We start from the raw sequence: 19172 nt of genomic DNA on the forward strand, positions 1-19172 counted from the left end.
TCATGGAAAATCCACCTGTCGGCATCATCATGGGCTCGCAGTCCGATTGGGCCACGATGCGCGAAGCAGCGACGCTGCTGGATGAACTTGGTATCGCTTATGAGGCCAAGATCGTATCGGCACACCGCACTCCCGACCGGTTGTGGAGCTATGGGAAAACCGCCGCCGACCGTGGCCTGCAGGTGATCATCGCCGGTGCGGGTGGTGCTGCGCATTTGCCCGGCATGATGGCGTCCAAGACCCGCGTGCCGGTGATCGGCGTGCCGGTGCAGACCAAGGCGCTGTCGGGTGTGGATTCGCTTTATTCTATCGTGCAGATGCCCCGGGGCTTTCCGGTCGCGACCATGGCGATCGGTGCAGCAGGTGCCGCGAATGCCGCGTTGATGGCTGCGGGCATTCTGGCCCTCCAAGACCCTGCCCTTGCCGCCCGTCTTGACGCTTGGCGCGATGCGCTCAGCGCGTCTATCCCAGAGGAGCCTTTGGATGACTGAAGCATTGAAGACAGGGGCCACCATCGGGATTTTGGGCGGCGGGCAATTGGGGCGCATGCTGTCCGTTGCCGCCGCACGTCTGGGGTTTCGCACGCATATCTTTGAACCCGGTGCCAACCCGCCTGCAGGTGATGTCGCCCATGCGCTGACCACCGCTGGCTATGATGACGTCGACGCGCTGACCGCCTTTGCCAAATCGGTTGATATCGTCACCTTCGAGTTTGAAAACATCCCGACTGATGCGCTGGATGTGATCGAAAACATCACCCCCATCCGTCCCAACCGCGAGGCGCTGCGCACCAGTCAGGACCGTCTGGTGGAGAAACAGTTCCTCGAAGGTTTGGGCCTGACTGTCGCGCCCTTTGCCGATATCGCCAATGCCGCCGATCTGGAGGCCGCGATGACGACCATTGGCGCGCCGTCGATCCTGAAAACCCGTCGCTTCGGCTATGACGGCAAGGGCCAGTCGCGTCTGCGCAGTGCGGATGATGCGGCGGGTGCCTTGGCGGATATGGCTGGCAATCCTGCGGTGCTGGAAGGCTTTGTGAACTTCACCGCCGAAGTGTCCGTGATCGCCGCGCGCAGCCCCTCGGGCGAGGTTGCTTGTTTCGATCCGGGCGAGAACGTGCACCGCGACGGCATCCTGCACACCACCACCGTCCCTGCCCGGCTAAGCGCCGCACAGCGCATGGATGCGGTACTGCTGGCCGCCAAGATCCTGAATGCACTGGATTATGTCGGCGTGCTGGGGGTCGAGCTTTTCGTCACGCCGCAAGGTTTCATCGTGAACGAGATCGCGCCACGGGTGCATAACTCGGGTCATTGGACGCAGAACGGCTGTGCGGTGGACCAGTTCGAACAGCACATCCGTGCCGTGGCGGGATGGCCCTTGGGCGACGGCAGCCGCTATGCAGATGTGGTGATGGAGAACTTGATCGGCGACGATATGGACCGCGTGCCCGAGCTGGCGAAACAGCGCGACACGGCGCTGCATCTGTACGGCAAGGCTGATGTCAAACCGGGCCGTAAGATGGGCCATGTGAACATCGTCAAACGGCCCAGCTAGGGCACTATCCGCGCGGGCCTAGCGAAGGAACCGCGCGGCAATATCACCGGACATATAGCTGACGCGCCCGCCCGACATCGTCAGGGCCACACGGCGCGTCTGCGCGTCGAGCACCAGCAGATCAGCCCGCTTTCCGGTGGCGATCACGCCCCGATCCGACAGCCCCAACACCGCCGCGGGCCCTGCCGATACCAAGTGCCACGCCTGCACCAAGGGCAATACACCACGATCCGCCAGCATGAAGGCCGCGCGTCGTGGCGACGGGTAATGGTAGTCAGAGGCAAGCGCCCCGCCGATCCCCATCGAAATCAGGTCAAGCGCGGAAACATTGCCGTTGTGCGACCCGCCGCGCACCACATTGGGCGACCCCAGCACCACATGATCCCCCGCCGCCGCTGCGGCTTCGGCTGCCTCCTGCGTCTCGGGGAACTCGGCGACGCGCACGCCACGCTTGCGCCATAGGGCGCGCCCTTCGGCGGTGGTGTCATCATGGCTGCCCATCTGGATGCCCCGCGCCGCCAGCACCTTGCACAGCCAGTCCAGCGCGCCGGGGACATCGGCGCTTTGGGCGTGCAGGTCTTCCATCATCCGCAGATGGTCGTCCGGGTTGCGCCCCGCCTTAAGCGCTTGACCTACCATGCGTTTGGGCACCTGCCCTTTCGCCAGCCGGTCGTGCGGCAGATGGTCGTTGAACACGACATAGGACAGCCCCCAATCCTGCATGCGCTGCGGCAGATCGGCGTAAAGGTCCAGCAGATGCGTCTCGAGCCGGAGCTGTCCGCGCAGGTCCGTAACCAACGTATCCGACACCTGCTGGATCGCGCCAAAGACCTGTTCGGCAAATTCATAGCCGCGCAAGCCGCCTTCCCAGCTGATGAACTGCGCCAGCACGGCGGTGGTGATGCCATTGGCGGCCAGCTCTGCCTCGGCGGCGACCAGACCCTCTTGCATGGTTTTCATCGCACCGCGACGGGGGGCGAGGTGCCGTTCGAACCCGTCCCCATGCACATCGACGATCCCCGGCAGTATCATGTAACCGTCAAGATCAACGCGTGCGGCTTGCGCCACATCGGTAATCAGCCCCTGCGCAACCGCCAGCGGGCGGGGTTCAAGCGCATCCGCGCCCAGGACGTGCGCCCCCGTAAATTCAACGTTCAGCATCGTTAGCCTTTTGTCCCGGCAAGCAGGCCCCATCGGGGCAGCCGATTGAATCCAGCACCGCGTCCACGAACCCCAGCGACCGGTCGAATTTCCCTGTGTCCAGATAGGTCATCGTCTGCGCAATCACCGTCGGGTTCATCATCATGAACGTATGCGTCACCGGCAGCATCAGAAAATCGCGCATCCCGTCGACCCGCGCGGATTGGACGGACACTTTGCCATCATCGCGCCCCGGCAGCAGCGACGAGAAATAGGGGTTCAGCGATTGCGTCCCCGCGATTACGCCCAGATCAAAGGTAACCGGAGGCAACCGCAGCGGGAGGGAGTTTTCACCCGTCCCCATCTGCGCCCCTGCGGGACCGTTCATCCAGTCAAAGGCGGCAAGATCACCCAGCGTGTCCACGACCTCGCTGCCGTGATTGGGCGGGGCCAGCATGACGACGCGGCCAATACGCGCATCGCCCGTTTCGGCAACCCATTGCCGCAGAAGGATACCGCCCATGGAATGGGTCACAAAATCAACCTTTTGCGTCCCGCAGGCCGCAACTGCGTCGGGTAAGGTGCGGCGGGTCAGCTCTTCGACGGGGGCGGTGGTTGACGGGTAGCCGGGGCGCACCACGGTGTAGCCCTCGGTCTCGAGCGCGGCCTCCATCACGGCAAAGGAGGTCTCTGTTCGGGCGAGCCCGTGCAACAGCACCACGCAACGCCCCTCTCCGGCGGTGGAAAGCGGCGCTTGCGCCTGTGCCATGCCCGACAGCACGCCAAGCGAGAAAGTGATTGTGACCAGTGTTTTCATAGCTAGGGTCAAATAGACTGAAAACGCCGCATGTGAAATGCTTTGACGCATGCGCCGCGAGATTGAGGGTAAGATGGCGGAAAATAGCCCGCGTTTGGCGGTTCGTGCCGTGTTGGTCCATGAAGGCCGCTTGCTGCTGGTCAACGCCTATCCCGATGGCAAAAGCGACCTGATGTGCGCGCCCGGCGGCGGGGTAGAACGCGGCAGCGCCCTGCCCGACAATCTGGTCCGCGAGGTGTTTGAGGAAACCGGCCTGCAGATCGCCGTAGGGGTGCCCTGCTTGGTGAATGAATTCCACGACCCCGAGGGGGATTTCCATCAGGTGGATATCTACTTTCGCTGCACGGTGACCGGCTCTGCCGATGTGGACCCCGCGTGGCAGGACGCCGAAAGCATCGTGACCGACCGCCGCTGGGTCACCCCGGACGAGATGCGCGGCCTGCGGGTCAAGCCGGACAGTCTGGCGCAGGTCGCCTTTGGCAACGACCCGATCAGCTACGACCCGCTGGAGCCGATCGTGCGCTGACCGCCAGCCCGATCCCGCCAAGCACCAACGCGGTGGCAATGATCACCTTTGCGCCCAAAGGCTCTGCCAGCAAAAGCGCACCGGCAAGAATCGCGATGACCGGCACCGACAGTTGCACCACCGCCGCCGTCGCCTGCGCCAGCCTTGGCAGCACCGCATACCACAGCGCGTATCCGAGGCCCGAGGTGACGGCCCCGCAGACCACGCCAAGAGCAATGCCCGTGGGGGTGTAGAATGTCGGCTGCACCAGCAGCAGGATAGCGACCAAGGGCGTGCAGATCACAAAGTTCCCCGCGCTGCCTGCCAGCGGGTCGGAGGCACCTCGGCCAATGATCGTATAGGCGGCCCAGCCGAGCCCTGCGGCGATCATCAATACGGCGCCCAATGGGTCAACCGCCACGCCTTGCGACGGCCAAAGCACCAGCACCAATCCGGCAAAGGCCACCCCCGCCCCCAATAGCTTGCGCGGTGTCGGTGTCACGCCGAACAGCGCACCGTGGGCGAACATGGCGATCTGAACCACACCGAACAGGATCAGCGCGCCCAACCCTGCGTCCAGCGTGAGATAGGCGAGCGAGAAACCGATGATATAGATGGCCAGCGTGACCGCCCCCAGCCCCCGTTGACGTCGCAGCAAGGGCACCCGCCCGCCGCGCAGCACGACCAGCAGCGCCAAGAGCACCGCCCCCGACAACACCCGCACCAAGGCAAATCCGGTGGGGTCAATATGCCCGCCGGCAATGGCAAAGCGGGTCAGGACAGAATTGGCCGCGAAGGCGACCATCACAAGGGCGGTGACGAAGAAAATACGCATGGCGCCTGCTTAGGCTACCGACGCGCGACGTACCACGAAAAAGGGGCGCATCTGGTGATGCGCCCCTTCATTCTGTCAGCACAAGGGCGTGATCGCCCCCGCAGCGTGATTTACATCATGCCGCCCATGCCGCCCATGCCACCCATGTCGGGCATGCCGCCGCCGGCTGCGCCGCCGTCTTTCGACGGTTTGTCGGCAACCATGGCTTCGGTTGTGATCAGCAGACCAGCAACGGATGCCGCGTCTTGCAGCGCTGTACGCACAACTTTGGCAGGGTCGATAACACCGAATTTGAACATGTCGCCATATTCTTCGGTCTGAGCGTTGAAGCCGAACTTCAGGTCGTCGCTTTCGCGGATTTTGCCGGCCACTACGGAACCGTCAACACCAGCGTTTTCAGCGATCTGACGCAGAGGCGCTTCGAGCGCTTTGCGGACGATGCCGATACCAACGTTCTGGTCTGCGTTGTCGCCTGTCAGCCCTTCGAGCTTTTTGCCCGCTTGGACCAGTGCAACACCACCACCAACAACGATACCTTCTTGAACAGCGGCACGTGTCGCGTTCAGGGCATCATCAACGCGGTCTTTGCGCTCTTTCACTTCAACTTCGGACATGCCGCCAACGCGGATCACGGCAACACCGCCTGCCAGTTTGGCAACGCGTTCTTGCAGCTTCTCTTTGTCGTAGTCGGATGTGGTTTCTTCGATCTGGTTACGGATCTGAGCAACACGTGCTTCGATCTCTGCCTTCTCGCCAGCGCCGTCAACGATTGTTGTTTCGTCTTTGGTGATGGTGACTTTCTTGGCCGAACCCAGCATGTCCATTGTAACGGACTCGAGCTTCATGCCCAGATCTTCGGAGATCACTTGACCGCCTGTCAGGATTGCAAGGTCTTGCAGCATAGCTTTGCGGCGATCGCCGAAACCAGGTGCTTTGACCGCTGCGATTTTCAGGCCGCCGCGCAGTTTGTTGACAACCAGAGTTGCCAGCGCTTCGCCTTCAACATCTTCCGAGATGATCAGCAGTGGTTTTTGCGACTGGATCACTTGCTCAAGCAGGGGAACCATTGGCTGCAGCGAGGACAGTTTTTTCTCGTGCAGCAGGATGATCGCGTCTTCCAGCTCGACAGTCATCTTGTCGGAGTTGGTGACGAAGTAAGGGGACAGGTAACCGCGGTCGAACTGCATGCCTTCAACAACATCGGTCTCTGTTTCCAGACCTTTGTTTTCTTCGACGGTGATCACACCTTCGTTGCCGACTTTCTGCATCGCGTCCGCGATCTGACGGCCGATTTCTTTCTCGCCGTTTGCAGAGATGGTACCGACTTGGGCAACTTCGTCGCTGTCGTTGACAGGGCGCGCTGCTGCTTTGATCGCTTCGACGACAGTGGTGGTCGCCATGTCGATGCCGCGCTTCAGGTCCATCGGGTTCATGCCAGCGGCAACCGATTTCATGCCTTCTTTGACGATGGCTTGGGCCAGAACGGTTGCGGTTGTTGTACCGTCACCCGCTTCGTCGTTGGTCCGGGAAGCAACTTCCTTGACCATCTGTGCGCCCATGTTTTCGAACTTGTCTTCCAGTTCGATTTCTTTCGCTACGGATACACCGTCTTTGGTGATGCGAGGCGCGCCAAAGGATTTGTCCAGCACAACGTTACGGCCTTTGGGGCCCAGTGTGACTTTGACGGCATCGGCAAGGATGTTCACACCCTTAAGCATCTTGTTACGGGCGTCGGTCCCGAATTTTACGTCCTTAGCAGACATAGTGTCTCTCCTAAAATCTTGGGTTGATGTCAGCGTATCTTGGGTGAGGCGCTAGGCCCCGGTCTGCCTGAGCTCAGGACAGGATCCCCATGATGTCGCTTTCTTTCATCATCAGCAGTTCTTCGCCGTCCAGGGTGACTTCTGTGCCGGACCATTTGCCGAACAGAACCTTGTCGCCGGCTTTTACAGCCATTGCGATCAGCTCACCGCTGTCCTTGCGCGCGCCTTCGCCACAAGAAACAACTTCACCCTCGGAGGGTTTTTCTTTTGCGGAATCAGGGATGATCAAGCCACCCTTGGTTTTTTCTTCGCTTTCGGTGCGGCGCACCAGCACACGGTCATGCAGCGGTTTAAATGCCATCTTTCAGCTCCTTAAGGCTCAAAGTTATTCTCCCAAGCCGCCCCTCCGGTCGAGGGGTGCAGCCATTAGCACTCAGCCCTGCCGAGTGCTAACGAGGGATAGCTAAGGATGTGCACGGCCCTAGTCAACCACGGTAATTTGAAAAATTTTAGCCAACTTGCACCGTGGCCCGAGCAGGCTAGTCCGACCCGAGCACCCGCCCCGCGGCGGAAACGGCTTCGGCACCTGTCGGGGTCAGGCCGTATATGCCTGTCTCGATCTTTTCAAACCATCCGTAGTGATTGTCGCGCATCATGGCGGTTGCCCGCTGAACCTGGGTTTCGCGCGCGACATGGGCACCTTTGCTGGCCCCTGCCTCGAATAGATACATCGCAAGCTTCAGCGCATCCTGCCGGTACGCAGTGACCAGCCCTGCCCGCGTCTGCCCGCCGTCATTCGGGTCGCCCTGACGCCGTGCGAATTCACGCAGCAGCCGCGCCTGCCGCTTGGCGCTTTTGCGCGGCGCATAAGGGCCCGGATCGCAATGCACTTCGACCAGACCATCCTGCAGCCGCACCGTGATCAACCCCAACCCCAAACGCCGCGCCAGTGCCGTGTTGTCCTTGACCGCCTTGGCAAAACGTTTGCCCGGCTGACGGGCGACCGCCAGATAGACATCATCGCTAACCGACAGACGCGCGATACATTGATGAAACAGCGCGAGGCTAAAGCCCAGCTTCAGCTCGACCACCACCGGCGGCTCTGCCCCGCGAACGGCCACGACATCGGCAGCCCCCACCTCTGACTTCACGACATAGCCCTGATCCTCGAGAAAGGATTTAATCGGCGGGTAAAGGTCGGTTTCGCGCGGGTTTGTCATGGGTGCAGTGCTACCAGCTTTGCCCCGCTGCTGAGAACCCCAAAGCCGCGGCTATCAGGCAGGTGGTGACAACTGCGCCAACCAACCATATAAGGCGCGCAAATCAACACTCTCCCACTGCAGGACATTCTTATGACAACGCTTGTTTTTGGCCATAAATCCCCCGACACAGACAGCACCGGCAGCCCGATCATCTGGGCATGGTATCTGAATGAAATCAAAGGCGTCGACGCCGCCCCCGCTCTGCTGGGCGAGCCCAACACCGAAGCGCTGTTCATGCTGGACCACTGGAAGCTGGACAAGCCGCAGATCATCGACGACGTGCAAGCCGACCAGCCCGTTGTGATCGTTGACACCAACAACCCTGCCGAGCTGCCCGCCAGCATCAATGACGCGGACATCACCGCCATCATCGACCACCACCGTCTGGTGGGCGGGCTTGAAACCAAAGGCCCCGTCAACATCGTGATGGAGACGCTCGCCTGCACCGCGACGATCATGTACAAGATGATCGGTGATGACATGGCGCAGATGCCGACCAATATCAAAGGCGCGATGCTGACCTGCATCCTGTCCGACACGCTGGAATTCCGCAGCCCTACCACAACGCAAGAAGACACCGCCATCGCCCACGCGCTGGCCAAGGATCTGGGTATCGACATCCCTGAATATGCGGCGCAGATGTTTGCGGCGAAATCCGACGTCTCGTCCTTCTCCGAAGCAGAGCTGCTGCGCATGGATTCGAAAGAATACGAAGTCGACGGCAAGAAATTCCGCGTCTCCGTTCTGGAAACCACATCGCCCGCAGCCGTGCTGAACCGCAAAGACGCGCTGATGGCCGCAATGCCCGGCGTTGCCACAGAAGACGGGGCCGATCAGGTATTGCTTTTCGTAGTCGACATCCTGAACGAAGAAGCCACCATGCTGATCCCCAACGACTTTACCAAGTCTGTGGCAGAGAAAAGCTTTGGCGCGACCGTCACCGGTGACAGCGTTGTCCTGCCCGGTGTGATGAGCCGTAAGAAGCAGATCATCCCGAACATCAAAGTCTAAACGGACCTATCCGGCCCCCTGCTTGGCGGGGGCACAAACGCAAAAGCCCCCCTGAGATCAGGGGGGCTTTTGTCATTTCAGCGCCGCGCCGAAGCGCGAGGGGCTTATACCTTCAATGGGGTATCGCCGCGTTCCCATGCCAGCGGCTTGAACACGTCGTCGACGGGTGTCTGCGCGACGTGGTTCACGTAGTTGGAGATGGTTTTCTGCGCCATCCCAAGGATCACATCCAGCACCGCGCGGTGGCCATAGCCCGCGTCAAAAAACGCTTTCATCTGATCGTCAGACACGTTGCCGCGCTGGCGGAACATCTGGACGGTAAAGGTGCGCAGCGCTTCCAGCTTGGGTGTCGGCAGCGCGGTTTCGTTGCGCAGCGCGTCAGAGATTTCGTCCGATACCTTCATCATCTTGGCGATACCTGTGTGCGCGGGGACGCAGTAGTGGCATTCGTTCTCGACGTTGATCGCCTGCCAGACCACTGTCAGCTCTTCCGCATCAAAATCGGTTTCGGTGAACAGCTTGTGCAGCACCTGATAGCCTTCGTAAGCCTGTGGGCTTTCGGCCAGAACCTTGTGCAAACCGGGCAGACGGCCAAAGGCTTTTTGCGACTGCTCAAGCAGCGGCTTGGAGGCTTCGGGTGCGGTATCAAGATCGTGAGAGGGGAAGGACATGGAAAAGCTCCTGTAAATGTTTCGCTAAAGTACATTTAGGGTTTATTGAGCGATCACTCAAGTATATAATTGAGCAATCATTCAAGAAAAGGTGATCCCATGCCCCGCAAACCCAGCTATGACCGTGAAGATCTGATCGAACGCGCCCGCGATCTGTTCTGGCAACGCGGCTGGGCGGGCACGTCGCTGAAGGACCTGGAGGCGAGCCTCAAGATGAAGCCGGGTAGCTTCTATGCAGCGTTCGGGTCAAAGGATGCTCTGTTCGAACTGGCGCTGGACCGTTACGCCGCTGACGGGTCAGAGCGGATGAAGACGCTTGCCCGTAACGAAGGCCCCCTGCCCGCGCTGCAAAAATTTCCCCGCATGGTGATTTCGAATGACACCGCACCGGCCAAAGCCTGCATGCTGTCGAAAACCCTGCTTGAACTACAAGCCCACCGTCACCCGCTGGCGCAAAAGGCAAACGCCCATCTGCTGAAAATGGAGCAGATGTTCGCAGAGCTGTTTGCCCAAGCCCAAGCCGCCGGTGACATCAGCACCGATCACGATCCGCGCAGCCTGGCGCGGCGCTACCAGTCCGATGTGCTGGGGCTGCGCGTCTCTGCGGAACGTGAGGGGGTGGATGCCGCCGCCATCGCGGGCGAAATCGCGGACGGGTTGGCGCGGCTCTGACGCGCATCACGGCTCGGGCCTGTTGCGCTGCCCAGTTGCCCCGCGGGGAGATGTGTGTTTTCTGCGGTGCAAAGCTCTTGCAGATTGGAAAGCGGCCGATGACCCAGATTATCAATAACCTTTTCGAAATCTCTGACCGCTATGACGCCTTGTTCGTCGACCTTTGGGGCTGCGTCCACGACGGGGTCAAGGCGCTGCCAGATGCGGTCACCGCGCTGCAAGCCTATCGCAACGGCGGCGGCAAGGTGGTGCTTGTCACAAACTCCCCCCGCCCCCGCGACGGCGTGATCAAACAACTGGCGCATTTCGGCGTACCGGATGATGCGTGGGACGATATTGCCACCTCGGGCGATTCTGCGCGTACGGCGATGTATCGCGGCATGGTGGGCACGCAGGTCTGGCACCTTGGCCCGCCCACGGACAAGCACTTCTTTGATCCCAGCGACGTGCTTGATGATCCTGTCGATATCCAGCGCGTTGATCTGGAAGACGCCGAAGGCATCGTTTGCACCGGCCCGTTCGATCCGTCCGAAGACCCCTCCGTGCTGCGCCCGCAACTTCTTTATGCCAAGCAAAAGGGGCTCAAGCTGCTTTGCGCGAACCCCGATATCGTGGTGGACCGTGGCGATGTGCGCGAATGGTGCGCTGGTGCCATCGCGGCGCTTTATACCGAGATGGGCGGGGAAAGCCTGTATTTCGGCAAGCCGCACCCGCCGATCTATGATCTGGCCCGCCGCAAGCTCTACGCATTGGACAAGGACATCACCGACAATGGCATTCTCGCCATCGGCGACGGGATCCATACCGATGTCAAAGGGGCCATGGGCGAGGATATCGATTCGCTTTTCATCTCTGGCGGTCTGGCCGCGCGGGAAACCGAAACGCAGACCCAGCCCGATCCCGAGGCGCTAATCCGTTATTTGGAAAAGGAAACATCGGCTCCGACCTACACAATTGGGCACCTACGCTGACCTACTTTTTCCTTGCGTTTCTGCGCCTGCAAAGTAATTAAGTTTCACACTGGATAAAACTGGCGTCACTTTATTACTGAAAGGGCTGGCATGTTGGATAATCTGCCCCGTGGAACGATCTGTATTGAAGATATCGAAATCGGCATGACGCGCTATCTGCGCAAGGTCATCACCGACGAAGACATCGAGATGTTCGCGCAAGTGTCCACTGATCGTAATCCGGTACATCTGGACGACGCCTATGCGCAGGACACGATCTTTGAGGGGCGGATCGCCCACGGCATGCTGACTGCGGGCCTGATCTCTGCCGTGATCGGAGAGCAGTTGCCGGGGCATGGCACCGTCTACATGGCGCAGTCGCTCAAGTTTCTGGCCCCCGTGCGCCCCGGCGATCTGGTCTATGCCGAGGTGAAGGTCACCAATATCGAATTCGACAAGCGGCGTGTGAAACTGGATTGTCACTGTGCGATTGAGGGCAAAAAGGTCCTGATTGGCGAAGCAACCGTTCTGGCCCCGTCGCGCAAGTTCGACTGACGACACCCCTGCGACCAGCCCCCGTCCCGGGACGCTGCGGTTTTTCGGTACCGTGACCCGCCCCGCTGCTTGTCAGCACCGGCAGAGGGGGCTACCACCAAGCGCATGGAAATCATTCGCGACTATCAATTTGTATCCGCTTCCGATCAGGGGGCGACCGCCGCTATTGGCAACTTTGACGGCGTGCATCTGGGACATCTGTCGGTCATCGACATGGCCCGTGCTGCCCTGCCCGACGCGCCCTTGGGTGTGGTCACATTCGAGCCACATCCCCGCGAATATTTCGCCCCCGACGCCCCGCCTTTCCGCCTGATGGGCGCAGAGGCGCGCGCGCACCAGTTGCAAAAGATCGGCGTCGACAAGCTGTATGAGCTGGGGTTCGATGCCGCTCTATCCGGCCTCAGCCCCCGCGCCTTTGCGCAGGAGGTGATCGTTGATGGTCTGGGCCTGCGCCATGTGGTCGTGGGTGCGGACTTCCGCTTTGGCAAGGCGCGCGCGGGCACCGCTGAACAGCTGCAGGCCTTCGGTGCCGAGATGGGGTTCGGCGTGACCATCGCGCCGCTGATGGCGAAGGGCCCCGACACCGTGTCTTCGACCGCGATCCGCAACGCGCTGACAGAGGCACGCCCCCGCGATGCCGCCGCGATGCTGGGCCATTGGCACCGTGTTGAAGGCCCGATCCTGCACGGTGAAAAGCGCGGGCGCGAACTGGGCTACCCGACGGCGAATATGTCGATCGACGGGCTGCACCCGCCAGCCTTTGGTGTCTATGCCGTGCTTGTCGATGTGCTTGAAGGGCCGCAGGCAGGGCGCTACCACGGCGTTGCCAGCCTTGGCGTGCGCCCTATGTTCGGCGAGAACAAGGCCAACCTCGAGACATTCATCTTCGACTTCAAAGGCGATCTCTACGGCAAGCATGTCTCGGTCGCGCTGGTCGACCACCTGCGCGGCGAGGAAAAATTCGACAGTCTTGAGGCGTTGATCACCCAGATGGATGCGGACAGCGCTCAGGCCCGCAGCATTCTGGCCGCGCTATGACCGATCCGATTGCCGCCAAAGGTCTTGCCAAACGGTTCTGGGAAAAGAAGCCGCTGACGAAGATGTCGCAAGACGAATGGGAAGCGCTGTGTGACGGCTGCGGAAAATGCTGCCTGAACAAGCTTGAAGACGAAGACACCGAAGAAGTCGCCCTGACCCGCGTGGCCTGCCGCCTGCTGGATGATGCGACCTGCCGGTGCAGCCACTACGAGAACCGGCACCAGTTTGTGCCCGACTGCATCGTTCTGAAGCCCGACAATCTGGATACCCACGCCTATTGGATGCCGCTCACCTGCGCCTATCGGCTGCTATGGCAGGGCAAGCCGCTGTATGACTGGCACCCGCTGATCAGCGGTGACCCTGATAGCGTGCACCGCGCGGGAATCTCGGTGCAGCATAACACCGTCTCGGAATTCGACACCCCGTTCGAGGAATGGGAAGACCACATCATCGAGGAGCCAACCTGATGTTTTTTGCCTCTGACAACGCGGGCCCTGTTCACCCCCAGATCATGAACCGTCTGGCTCAGGCAAACACCGGACACGCGATGCCCTATGGCAATGATCCCATCATGGACGAAGTCCGCGACGCGATCCGCACCGCGTTCGAGGCACCCGAGGCCGCGGTCTATCTGGTCGCAACCGGCACCGCGGCCAATGCGCTCGCGCTGGCGTGCTACACCCAACCGTGGCAGACGATCTTTTGCTCCGTCACCTCGCATATCCACGAAGACGAATGTAACGCGCCCGAGTTCTATGCCGGTGCCGCAAAGCTGACCGTGGTTGAAACCGACGACAAGATGACGCCCGAGGCGCTGACAAAGGCGATCGAGAAACACCCCGAGGGCAATGTACATGGCGCGCAGCGCGGGCCGGTGTCGATCACGCAGGTGACCGAACGGGGCTCGGTCCACTCGCTAAAAGAGCTGAACGCCCTCACCGCTGTTGCCAAAAGCTACGACCTGCCGGTGCATCTGGACGGGGCGCGCTTTGCCAATGCGCTGGTTGCCCTGGGCTGCACCCCGGCAGAGATGACGTGGAAAGCGGGCGTGGATGTCGTCAGCTTTGGCGGCACCAAGAACGGTTGCATGGGTGTCGAGGCGGTGATTTTCTTCGACCCCGCCAAGGCGTGGGAGTTCGAGCTGCGGCGCAAACGCGGGGCGCATCTGTTTTCCAAACACCGGTTCCTGTCTGCGCAGATGGCGGGCTATATGCAGGACGAACTGTGGAAGACGACCGCCGCCCGGGCCAATGCCAACGCGCGCCATCTGGCCGAGGGTTTGCGCACCGCAGGGGCAACGCTGCTACATAAACCCGACGCCAACATGATCTTTGCCAAATGGCCCCGCCGCATCCACCAGAAGCTGCATGATGCGGGGGCGAAATACTATGTCATGGATGGCCCGTTAGAGGGCGACGACCCGAATGAGCCTTTATCGGCGCGGCTGGTCTGTGACTGGTCGATCGGCACAGAGGCGATCGACCAGTTCCTATCGTATTTCTGACGGCTATACCGTTTCGAGAAAGCTGCGGATTTCAGCGGCGACGGCCTGCGGGTGCGTGATCGGAGCCATGTGCCCCGCCCCTTCGATTGCCTTGCGTGTCACGTTCGGCAAACGGCGGGCGATGGACGTGCTGATCGCATCTACCATATCCGCCGATGTGCCCCCGTCCATCAACAGCACCGGCATCGCGGCGCGGGCAAACTTGCCCGGTTCTAGCAATCCGGCATTGTCGTCCCGCAAAAACGGCTGGCTGGCGGGCACATAATGGATACGGTCAGCCATATACTGGCGCAGCTTTTCCGGCGTCTGCTCCCATCCGCTGCCGTCGCCCCAGCCGGTGTTGAAGATGCGCGCGGCCTCCATCCGGTCGCCCGCGTCAAAAGCCGCATCGAACCCGTCAGAGTTGCGATCCGCGGCCGCCACCCGTGCCGGATCGTCAGCCAGGGCCGCCGCGAAATAGACCGGTTCAATCATCGTCAGGCTGCGCACCAGTTCGGGGTTCTCGATGGCGATCCGCAAGCCGATCGTCGCGCCAAAAGAATGGCCGATAATATCAATCGGTTCGGTCACCAGCTCCCGCACCAGATCGGTCGCCCGGGCATGGATATCCCCCTGCCCGTCCCAATCGGCGGATTTCCCGTGGGAGGGCAGATCGGGACACAGCAGCGTCAGTTCATCTGCCAACGCCTCGCCCACGCCGCGCCACGCGCCGGAATGGGCAAGCGTGCAGTGAACAGCCAGCGCGTGTCGTGGGCCATGCCCGAATTGCCGTGTATATAAACCTGAACTCACAATTTACCTGCCATCACGAGGTCAAGGTCTTCAAGCCGGTCCTGGCCCCAGAACTTGTGGCTGTCGTCCAGAATATAGAATGGCGCGCCAAAGACGCCCTTTTCGACCGCCTCTTCCAGATTGCGCGCGTAGGTATCAGCCCCCTGCAGCAAGCCTTTATCGGCCAGCGCGGGGTCAAAGCCCGCTTTTTCAAGACAGTCGCGCACGACCGCATCTTCGGCAATATCGCGTTCCTCGGCCCAGACGGCGGTCATGATCAGCTGGCACAGCTTGCCTACGTCGCCTCCTTCGTTCTGCGCTGCGATGATCGCATAGGATGAAGGCGCACCGTTGGTGGGCCAATGCGCGGGTTTGAGATTGAACGGCATGCCCAGCTTCTTGGCCTGACGCGGCAGTTCAATCGCGCGATACTCTTGCCGCGACGGATGCCGATCTTTCGGAGGCTGCCCGCCCGTGCGCCCGAAAGCGGTAATCAGATCGAAAGGTTTATAGCTGATCGTCGCCCCGTGTTTGGCGGCGATTTCCTCAAGCCGGTTTCCCGCCAGATAGGCATATGGTGAAAGTGTCGCAAAAAAATAGTCGATATGGGGCATTTGGGTCTCCGATCAGGGCTGTGCAGCTTTGCCAGACCGTAAGGCCATGCTAAGCGGTGTCAACGTCACGATTCTGTCACATGTTCTGCATCCAGGGACCCTTTGCACATGGCTCAAACCACCGAACCCAAACTGATCTCAGGTAACGCGAACATGCCGTTGGCCAAAGCCATCGCACGGCGGATGTCGCTGCATCGGGGGGTCAACGTAGGGCTGGTCGACGCACGGGTCGAACGGTTCAATGACGGCGAAATCTTTGTGGAGGTTTACGAGAACGTCCGCGGCGAGGATATGTTCATCATCCAGCCAACGTCGAACCCTGCCAATGACAACCTGATGGAACTGCTGGTCATGGCCGACGCGCTGCGCCGGTCCTCTGCGGCGCGTGTCACGGCTGTTCTGCCCTATTTCGGCTATGCCCGTCAGGACCGCCGCACCAAGGCACGCACGCCGATCACCGCCAAGATGGTCGCGAATATGATGGTCGGCAGCGGCATTGAGCGTATCCTGACGATGGACCTGCACGCCGCACAGATCCAGGGTTTCTTCGATATCCCTGTCGACAACCTCTATGCCTCCCCCGTTTTTGCGCTGGACATCCAGAACGAATTCAAGGGCCGCATGGACGAGCTGATGGTCATCTCGCCGGATGTGGGCGGCGTGGCCCGCGCACGCGAACTGGCGAAGCGCATCAACTCCCCCCTCGCCATCGTGGACAAGCGCCGCGAAAAGCCCGGCGAGATTGCAGAGATGACCGTGATCGGCGATGTGACCGACAAGGTCTGCCTGATCGTGGACGACATCTGTGACACCGCCGGCACCCTGTGCAAAGCGGCCGAAGTGCTGATGGAAAACGGCGCGAAGGAAGTCCACTCCTACATCAGCCACGGCGTTATGTCCGGCCCTGCGGTCGAACGCGTCAGCAATTCGGTGATGAAATCGCTGGTCATCACGGACAGCATCGCGCCCACGCCCGCCGTCAAGCAAGCTACAAACATCCGGATCGTGCCCACGGCGCCGATCTTTGCGCAGGCGATCCTGAACATCTGGAACGGCACTTCGGTCTCGTCCCTGTTCGACGCCGACACGCTAGAGCCGATCTACGACGGCATGTACAAACCCGGCTAAGCGCCCCTGAAACAACGGCTGGGGGCGCTGCTTAAAGCTCCCAGTCGTCTTGCTGCGGCAACGGCCCGATGGCCATCCAAGACGCCCTGACGCGCGCGATACGCGTATCGCCCCAGGTGCGGAACACCAGTTCAAAACCTTCCTTCGTCACATTCTCTGATCGCAGATCCGCGCGCATGACCGTGGCGTTATCCACGTCCCACAGCGCAAGCGAGGCGTGTACCGTGGGGATATCGCGGTACGGCGTGGAGAAGGTGATATGGTTGCGCCGCTCGCGCTGGCCCTTCCCCGTCCACATCTCGCCACCATCCTGAAAATCGGAGAACAACACCGTTTCTCCGCTATCGATACCAACGCTGCTTGCGTTCATTCTTTTCATCGTGATGGCCTGCCCCAACCTGTCCTACCCCTACAACCTGACAACCATAAGTTAAGGTTAACAAATAGAAAAGGCCCCGCGGATGCAGGGCCTTTTCATCAAAACGGGCAAGGAAACGTCAGAGGCTGGGTTGCTTGCTCGACAAGCCGATTTCGTCCCCCATGGCGACCATGTCGGACAGCAGCTTGGCTGCGTCGTCTACGGGGCCAGGTTCATTCACGAAACCCTCTTTTGCCGTTGTGTACATGGCTTTGGCTTCGGCGATCATTTCGTCCAGATGCTCTTGGGTCATATCACCCTTGGACACCGCGCGTTCGGCCAGAACCGATACGCCTTCGGAAGAGATCTCGGCAAAGCCGCCGGTTACCACATACTCAGCAGTGCCTTCCGGGCCTTCAACACGCAGCACACCGGGGCGCAGCGTGGTGATGGTGGGAGCATGATCAGGCATGGCTGTCATGTCCCCGTCCGCACCCGGAATCTGAACGGCCGTCACCTGCATCGAGGCCAGCCGCCGCTCGGGCGAAACGAGGTCGAATTGCATTGTGTCTGCCATTTTCAGCGCTCCTTAAGCGGCGTCTGCCGCCATTTTTTCAGCTTTCGCTTTCACTTCTTCGATGCCGCCAACCATGTAGAAGGCACCTTCGGGCAGGTGATCGTATTCACCGGCAACAACCGCCTTGAAGGAGGTGATTGTCTCTTCCAGTGGAACCTGCTTACCGTCGGAGCCGGTGAACACTTTCGCAACGTCGAAAGGCTGGCTCAGGAAGCGTTCGATCTTACGCGCACGGGCAACGGTCAGTTTGTCGTCCTCCGACAGTTCGTCCATGCCGAGAATCGCGATGATGTCCTGCAGCGACTTGTAGCGTTGCAGGATACCCTGAACGTCACGTGCCACGTTGTAGTGCTCTTCGCCAACGATGGATGGGTCCATCAGACGCGATGTGGAGCCGAGCGGATCAACAGCAGGGTAGATACCCTTTTCCGAGATCGAACGGTCCAGAACGGTTGTCGCGTCAAGGTGCGCAAAGGATGTCGCCGGCGCAGGGTCGGTAAGGTCATCCGCAGGAACGTAAACGGCCTGAACCGATGTAATCGAACCGGATTTGGTCGATGTAATACGTTCTTGCATCGCACCCATGTCGGTCGCCAGTGTTGGCTGGTAGCCCACGGCCGAAGGAATACGACCCAGCAGAGCCGAAACCTCGGAACCGGCTTGGGTAAAGCGGAAAATGTTGTCGACGAAGAACAGAACGTCGGTACCGGATTGGTCGCGGAACTGTTCGGCCAGTGTCAGACCGGTCAGAGCAACGCGCATACGCGCTCCGGGAGGCTCGTTCATCTGGCCGTACACCAGCGCAACCTGCGATTTTTCCAGATCATCAGGGTTGATAACGTTGGATTCGATCATCTCGTGGTACAGGTCGTTCCCTTCACGGGTACGTTCACCAACGCCCGCGAAAACCGAATAACCGGAGTGCACTTTGGCGATGTTGTTGATCAGTTCCATGATCAGAACGGTTTTACCAACACCGGCACCACCGAACAGACCGATTTTACCACCCTTGGCGTAAGGTGCCAGAAGGTCGATAACCTTGATGCCTGTTTCCAGTACTTCGGATGTGGTCGACTGTTCCGCGAATTCGGGCGCGTCCGCGTGGATCGAGCGACGCTCGGCCGACTGGATGTCGCCTTTTTCGTCGATGGCTTCGCCAACAACGTTCATGATGCGGCCCAATGTGGCGTTGCCCACTGGGATCGAGATTGGCGCATCTGTGTCTTCGACGCGCTGGCCGCGAACCAGACCTTCGGTCGCGTCCATCGCGATGGTACGCACGGTGTTTTCGCCAAGGTGCTGAGCCACTTCGAGGATCAGTTTCTTGCCGTGGTTTTCAGTTACAACAGCGTTAAGGATCTCTGGCAGGTGATCCTCGAACTGCACATCGACGACGGCGCCGATGACTTGTGTGATTTTGCCGACTGCATTTGCCATGTCGTTT

At 60.4% G+C, this 19172-nt stretch carries 23 protein-coding genes; 11 read left to right on the plus strand and 12 right to left on the minus strand.

Going from position 1 to position 19172, the window contains the following annotated elements:
• The first annotated feature begins 2 nt into the window (after window positions 1-2).
• Entirely contained in the window at window positions 3-491 is a 489-nt protein-coding gene (gene purE, locus AB1495_RS02625) for a 5-(carboxyamino)imidazole ribonucleotide mutase (RefSeq protein ID WP_197145821.1), read from the plus strand.
• On the plus strand, window positions 484-1557 hold the full coding sequence (locus AB1495_RS02630) for a 5-(carboxyamino)imidazole ribonucleotide synthase (protein WP_074634698.1): 1074 nt from the start codon (window positions 484-486) through the stop codon (window positions 1555-1557). Before purE ends, AB1495_RS02630 begins: the two co-directional genes overlap by 8 nt.
• Before the next feature lie 18 nt (window positions 1558-1575).
• Here AB1495_RS02630 and AB1495_RS02635 read toward each other — a convergent pair whose 3' ends face one another.
• Both AB1495_RS02635 and AB1495_RS02640 read right to left on the minus strand, forming a co-directional pair.
• A complete protein-coding gene (locus AB1495_RS02635) occupies window positions 1576-2718 on the minus strand; it encodes an alpha-D-ribose 1-methylphosphonate 5-triphosphate diphosphatase (RefSeq protein WP_074634699.1) in 1143 nt (380 codons plus the stop codon).
• A complete protein-coding gene (locus AB1495_RS02640) occupies window positions 2705-3514 on the minus strand; it encodes a triacylglycerol lipase (protein ID WP_074634700.1) in 810 nt (269 codons plus the stop codon). The genes AB1495_RS02635 and AB1495_RS02640 overlap by 14 nt, the downstream gene beginning before the upstream one ends.
• Before the next feature lie 49 nt (window positions 3515-3563).
• Here AB1495_RS02640 and AB1495_RS02645 point away from each other — a divergent pair, with 49 nt between their 5' ends.
• A complete protein-coding gene (locus tag AB1495_RS02645) occupies window positions 3564-4040 on the plus strand; it encodes an NUDIX domain-containing protein (RefSeq protein ID WP_083350858.1) in 477 nt (158 codons plus the stop codon).
• On the opposite strand, the gene AB1495_RS02650 is transcribed toward AB1495_RS02645, so the two are convergent.
• From AB1495_RS02650 to AB1495_RS02665, 4 genes are all read right to left on the minus strand, one after another.
• Window positions 4006-4854 (minus strand): DMT family transporter, encoded by an 849-nt coding sequence (locus AB1495_RS02650; RefSeq protein WP_074634701.1) that lies wholly within the window; start codon window positions 4852-4854, stop codon window positions 4006-4008. The genes AB1495_RS02645 and AB1495_RS02650 overlap by 35 nt on opposite strands.
• A 110-nt stretch (window positions 4855-4964) precedes the next feature.
• Window positions 4965-6617, minus strand: coding sequence for a chaperonin GroEL (gene groL, locus AB1495_RS02655; RefSeq protein WP_074634702.1), 1653 nt, complete (start codon window positions 6615-6617; stop codon window positions 4965-4967).
• Between the two features lie 73 nt (window positions 6618-6690).
• Entirely contained in the window at window positions 6691-6978 is a 288-nt protein-coding gene (locus AB1495_RS02660) for a co-chaperone GroES (protein WP_005849542.1), read from the minus strand.
• 178 nt (window positions 6979-7156) lie between these two features.
• Window positions 7157-7837, minus strand: a complete 681-nt coding sequence (locus AB1495_RS02665; RefSeq protein ID WP_074634703.1) for a DUF2161 domain-containing phosphodiesterase — start codon at window positions 7835-7837, stop codon at window positions 7157-7159.
• Window positions 7838-7969: 132 nt separating this feature from the next.
• On the opposite strand from AB1495_RS02665, the gene AB1495_RS02670 reads away from it, so the two are divergent.
• Window positions 7970-8890, plus strand: a complete 921-nt coding sequence (locus tag AB1495_RS02670; RefSeq protein ID WP_074634704.1) for a manganese-dependent inorganic pyrophosphatase — start codon at window positions 7970-7972, stop codon at window positions 8888-8890.
• Window positions 8891-8994: 104 nt separating this feature from the next.
• On the opposite strand, the gene AB1495_RS02675 is transcribed toward AB1495_RS02670, so the two are convergent.
• Window positions 8995-9561 (minus strand): carboxymuconolactone decarboxylase family protein, encoded by a 567-nt coding sequence (locus tag AB1495_RS02675; RefSeq protein ID WP_005849548.1) that lies wholly within the window; start codon window positions 9559-9561, stop codon window positions 8995-8997.
• A gap of 99 nt (window positions 9562-9660) precedes the next feature.
• On the opposite strand from AB1495_RS02675, the gene AB1495_RS02680 reads away from it, so the two are divergent.
• The 6 genes from AB1495_RS02680 to AB1495_RS02705 all read left to right on the plus strand — a co-directional run bounded on the left by AB1495_RS02680 (window position 9661) and on the right by AB1495_RS02705 (window position 14280).
• Window positions 9661-10233 (plus strand): TetR/AcrR family transcriptional regulator, encoded by a 573-nt coding sequence (locus tag AB1495_RS02680; protein WP_074634705.1) that lies wholly within the window; start codon window positions 9661-9663, stop codon window positions 10231-10233.
• Between the two features lie 98 nt (window positions 10234-10331).
• Window positions 10332-11204 carry a TIGR01459 family HAD-type hydrolase gene (locus tag AB1495_RS02685; RefSeq protein WP_074634706.1) on the plus strand — a complete coding sequence of 291 codons (873 nt, stop codon included), beginning with the start codon at window positions 10332-10334 and terminating at the stop codon, window positions 11202-11204.
• A 90-nt stretch (window positions 11205-11294) separates the two neighbouring features.
• On the plus strand, window positions 11295-11738 hold the full coding sequence (locus AB1495_RS02690) for a MaoC family dehydratase (protein ID WP_009825199.1): 444 nt from the start codon (window positions 11295-11297) through the stop codon (window positions 11736-11738).
• Window positions 11739-11843: 105 nt separating this feature from the next.
• On the plus strand, window positions 11844-12776 hold the full coding sequence (locus AB1495_RS02695; protein WP_074634707.1) for a bifunctional riboflavin kinase/FAD synthetase: 933 nt from the start codon (window positions 11844-11846) through the stop codon (window positions 12774-12776).
• Complete coding sequence (locus tag AB1495_RS02700) at window positions 12773-13243, plus strand: YcgN family cysteine cluster protein (RefSeq protein WP_037944761.1); 471 nt, start codon at window positions 12773-12775, stop codon at window positions 13241-13243. The genes AB1495_RS02695 and AB1495_RS02700 overlap by 4 nt, the downstream gene beginning before the upstream one ends.
• Window positions 13243-14280 (plus strand): low specificity L-threonine aldolase, encoded by a 1038-nt coding sequence (locus AB1495_RS02705; protein WP_074634708.1) that lies wholly within the window; start codon window positions 13243-13245, stop codon window positions 14278-14280. Before AB1495_RS02700 ends, AB1495_RS02705 begins: the two co-directional genes overlap by 1 nt.
• A 3-nt stretch (window positions 14281-14283) precedes the next feature.
• On the opposite strand, the gene AB1495_RS02710 is transcribed toward AB1495_RS02705, so the two are convergent.
• Together AB1495_RS02710 and AB1495_RS02715 are read right to left on the minus strand one after the other, a co-directional pair.
• Window positions 14284-15072, minus strand: coding sequence for an alpha/beta fold hydrolase (locus AB1495_RS02710; protein WP_074634709.1), 789 nt, complete (start codon window positions 15070-15072; stop codon window positions 14284-14286).
• Window positions 15069-15665 (minus strand): 2-hydroxychromene-2-carboxylate isomerase, encoded by a 597-nt coding sequence (locus tag AB1495_RS02715; protein ID WP_074634710.1) that lies wholly within the window; start codon window positions 15663-15665, stop codon window positions 15069-15071. The genes AB1495_RS02710 and AB1495_RS02715 overlap by 4 nt, the downstream gene beginning before the upstream one ends.
• A 108-nt stretch (window positions 15666-15773) precedes the next feature.
• Here AB1495_RS02715 and AB1495_RS02720 point away from each other — a divergent pair, with 108 nt between their 5' ends.
• Window positions 15774-16793, plus strand: coding sequence for a ribose-phosphate pyrophosphokinase (locus AB1495_RS02720; protein WP_005849565.1), 1020 nt, complete (start codon window positions 15774-15776; stop codon window positions 16791-16793).
• 31 nt (window positions 16794-16824) lie between these two features.
• Here the strand turns inward: AB1495_RS02720 and AB1495_RS02725 are convergent, their stop codons facing one another.
• The 3 genes from AB1495_RS02725 to atpD form a co-directional block, all read right to left on the minus strand.
• Window positions 16825-17163, minus strand: a complete 339-nt coding sequence (locus AB1495_RS02725; RefSeq protein ID WP_081858800.1) for an H-type lectin domain-containing protein — start codon at window positions 17161-17163, stop codon at window positions 16825-16827.
• Window positions 17164-17290: 127 nt separating this feature from the next.
• Complete coding sequence (locus AB1495_RS02730; RefSeq protein WP_005849569.1) at window positions 17291-17728, minus strand: F0F1 ATP synthase subunit epsilon; 438 nt, start codon at window positions 17726-17728, stop codon at window positions 17291-17293.
• A gap of 12 nt (window positions 17729-17740) precedes the next feature.
• On the minus strand, window positions 17741-19165 hold the full coding sequence (gene atpD / locus AB1495_RS02735) for a F0F1 ATP synthase subunit beta (protein WP_009825206.1): 1425 nt from the start codon (window positions 19163-19165) through the stop codon (window positions 17741-17743).
• Window positions 19166-19172 lie beyond the last annotated feature (7 nt).

This window comes from Sulfitobacter pontiacus (assembly GCF_040790665.1).
GTDB classification, from domain to species: Bacteria; Pseudomonadota; Alphaproteobacteria; order Rhodobacterales; family Rhodobacteraceae; genus Sulfitobacter; species Sulfitobacter pontiacus.

Excerpts from the sequence above, each read along its gene's own strand:
- purE (WP_197145821.1), top strand. The coding sequence starts at position 3 with ATGGAAAATCCACCTGTCGGCATCATCATGGGCTCGCAGTCCGATTGG.
- AB1495_RS02630 (WP_074634698.1), top strand. The coding sequence starts at position 484 with ATGACTGAAGCATTGAAGACAGGGGCCACCATCGGGATTTTGGGCGGC.
- AB1495_RS02635 (WP_074634699.1), bottom strand. The coding sequence starts at position 2,718 with ATGCTGAACGTTGAATTTACGGGGGCGCACGTCCTGGGCGCGGATGCG.
- AB1495_RS02640 (WP_074634700.1), bottom strand. The coding sequence starts at position 3,514 with ATGAAAACACTGGTCACAATCACTTTCTCGCTTGGCGTGCTGTCGGGC.
- AB1495_RS02645 (WP_083350858.1), top strand. The coding sequence starts at position 3,564 with ATGCGCCGCGAGATTGAGGGTAAGATGGCGGAAAATAGCCCGCGTTTG.
- AB1495_RS02650 (WP_074634701.1), bottom strand. The coding sequence starts at position 4,854 with ATGCGTATTTTCTTCGTCACCGCCCTTGTGATGGTCGCCTTCGCGGCC.
- groL (WP_074634702.1), bottom strand. The coding sequence starts at position 6,617 with ATGTCTGCTAAGGACGTAAAATTCGGGACCGACGCCCGTAACAAGATG.
- AB1495_RS02660 (WP_005849542.1), bottom strand. The coding sequence starts at position 6,978 with ATGGCATTTAAACCGCTGCATGACCGTGTGCTGGTGCGCCGCACCGAA.
- AB1495_RS02665 (WP_074634703.1), bottom strand. The coding sequence starts at position 7,837 with ATGACAAACCCGCGCGAAACCGACCTTTACCCGCCGATTAAATCCTTT.
- AB1495_RS02670 (WP_074634704.1), top strand. The coding sequence starts at position 7,970 with ATGACAACGCTTGTTTTTGGCCATAAATCCCCCGACACAGACAGCACC.
- AB1495_RS02675 (WP_005849548.1), bottom strand. The coding sequence starts at position 9,561 with ATGTCCTTCCCCTCTCACGATCTTGATACCGCACCCGAAGCCTCCAAG.
- AB1495_RS02680 (WP_074634705.1), top strand. The coding sequence starts at position 9,661 with ATGCCCCGCAAACCCAGCTATGACCGTGAAGATCTGATCGAACGCGCC.
- AB1495_RS02685 (WP_074634706.1), top strand. The coding sequence starts at position 10,332 with ATGACCCAGATTATCAATAACCTTTTCGAAATCTCTGACCGCTATGAC.
- AB1495_RS02690 (WP_009825199.1), top strand. The coding sequence starts at position 11,295 with ATGTTGGATAATCTGCCCCGTGGAACGATCTGTATTGAAGATATCGAA.
- AB1495_RS02695 (WP_074634707.1), top strand. The coding sequence starts at position 11,844 with ATGGAAATCATTCGCGACTATCAATTTGTATCCGCTTCCGATCAGGGG.
- AB1495_RS02700 (WP_037944761.1), top strand. The coding sequence starts at position 12,773 with ATGACCGATCCGATTGCCGCCAAAGGTCTTGCCAAACGGTTCTGGGAA.
- AB1495_RS02705 (WP_074634708.1), top strand. The coding sequence starts at position 13,243 with ATGTTTTTTGCCTCTGACAACGCGGGCCCTGTTCACCCCCAGATCATG.
- AB1495_RS02715 (WP_074634710.1), bottom strand. The coding sequence starts at position 15,665 with ATGCCCCATATCGACTATTTTTTTGCGACACTTTCACCATATGCCTAT.
- AB1495_RS02720 (WP_005849565.1), top strand. The coding sequence starts at position 15,774 with ATGGCTCAAACCACCGAACCCAAACTGATCTCAGGTAACGCGAACATG.
- AB1495_RS02725 (WP_081858800.1), bottom strand. The coding sequence starts at position 17,163 with ATGAACGCAAGCAGCGTTGGTATCGATAGCGGAGAAACGGTGTTGTTC.
- AB1495_RS02730 (WP_005849569.1), bottom strand. The coding sequence starts at position 17,728 with ATGGCAGACACAATGCAATTCGACCTCGTTTCGCCCGAGCGGCGGCTG.
- atpD (WP_009825206.1), bottom strand. The coding sequence starts at position 19,165 with ATGGCAAATGCAGTCGGCAAAATCACACAAGTCATCGGCGCCGTCGTC.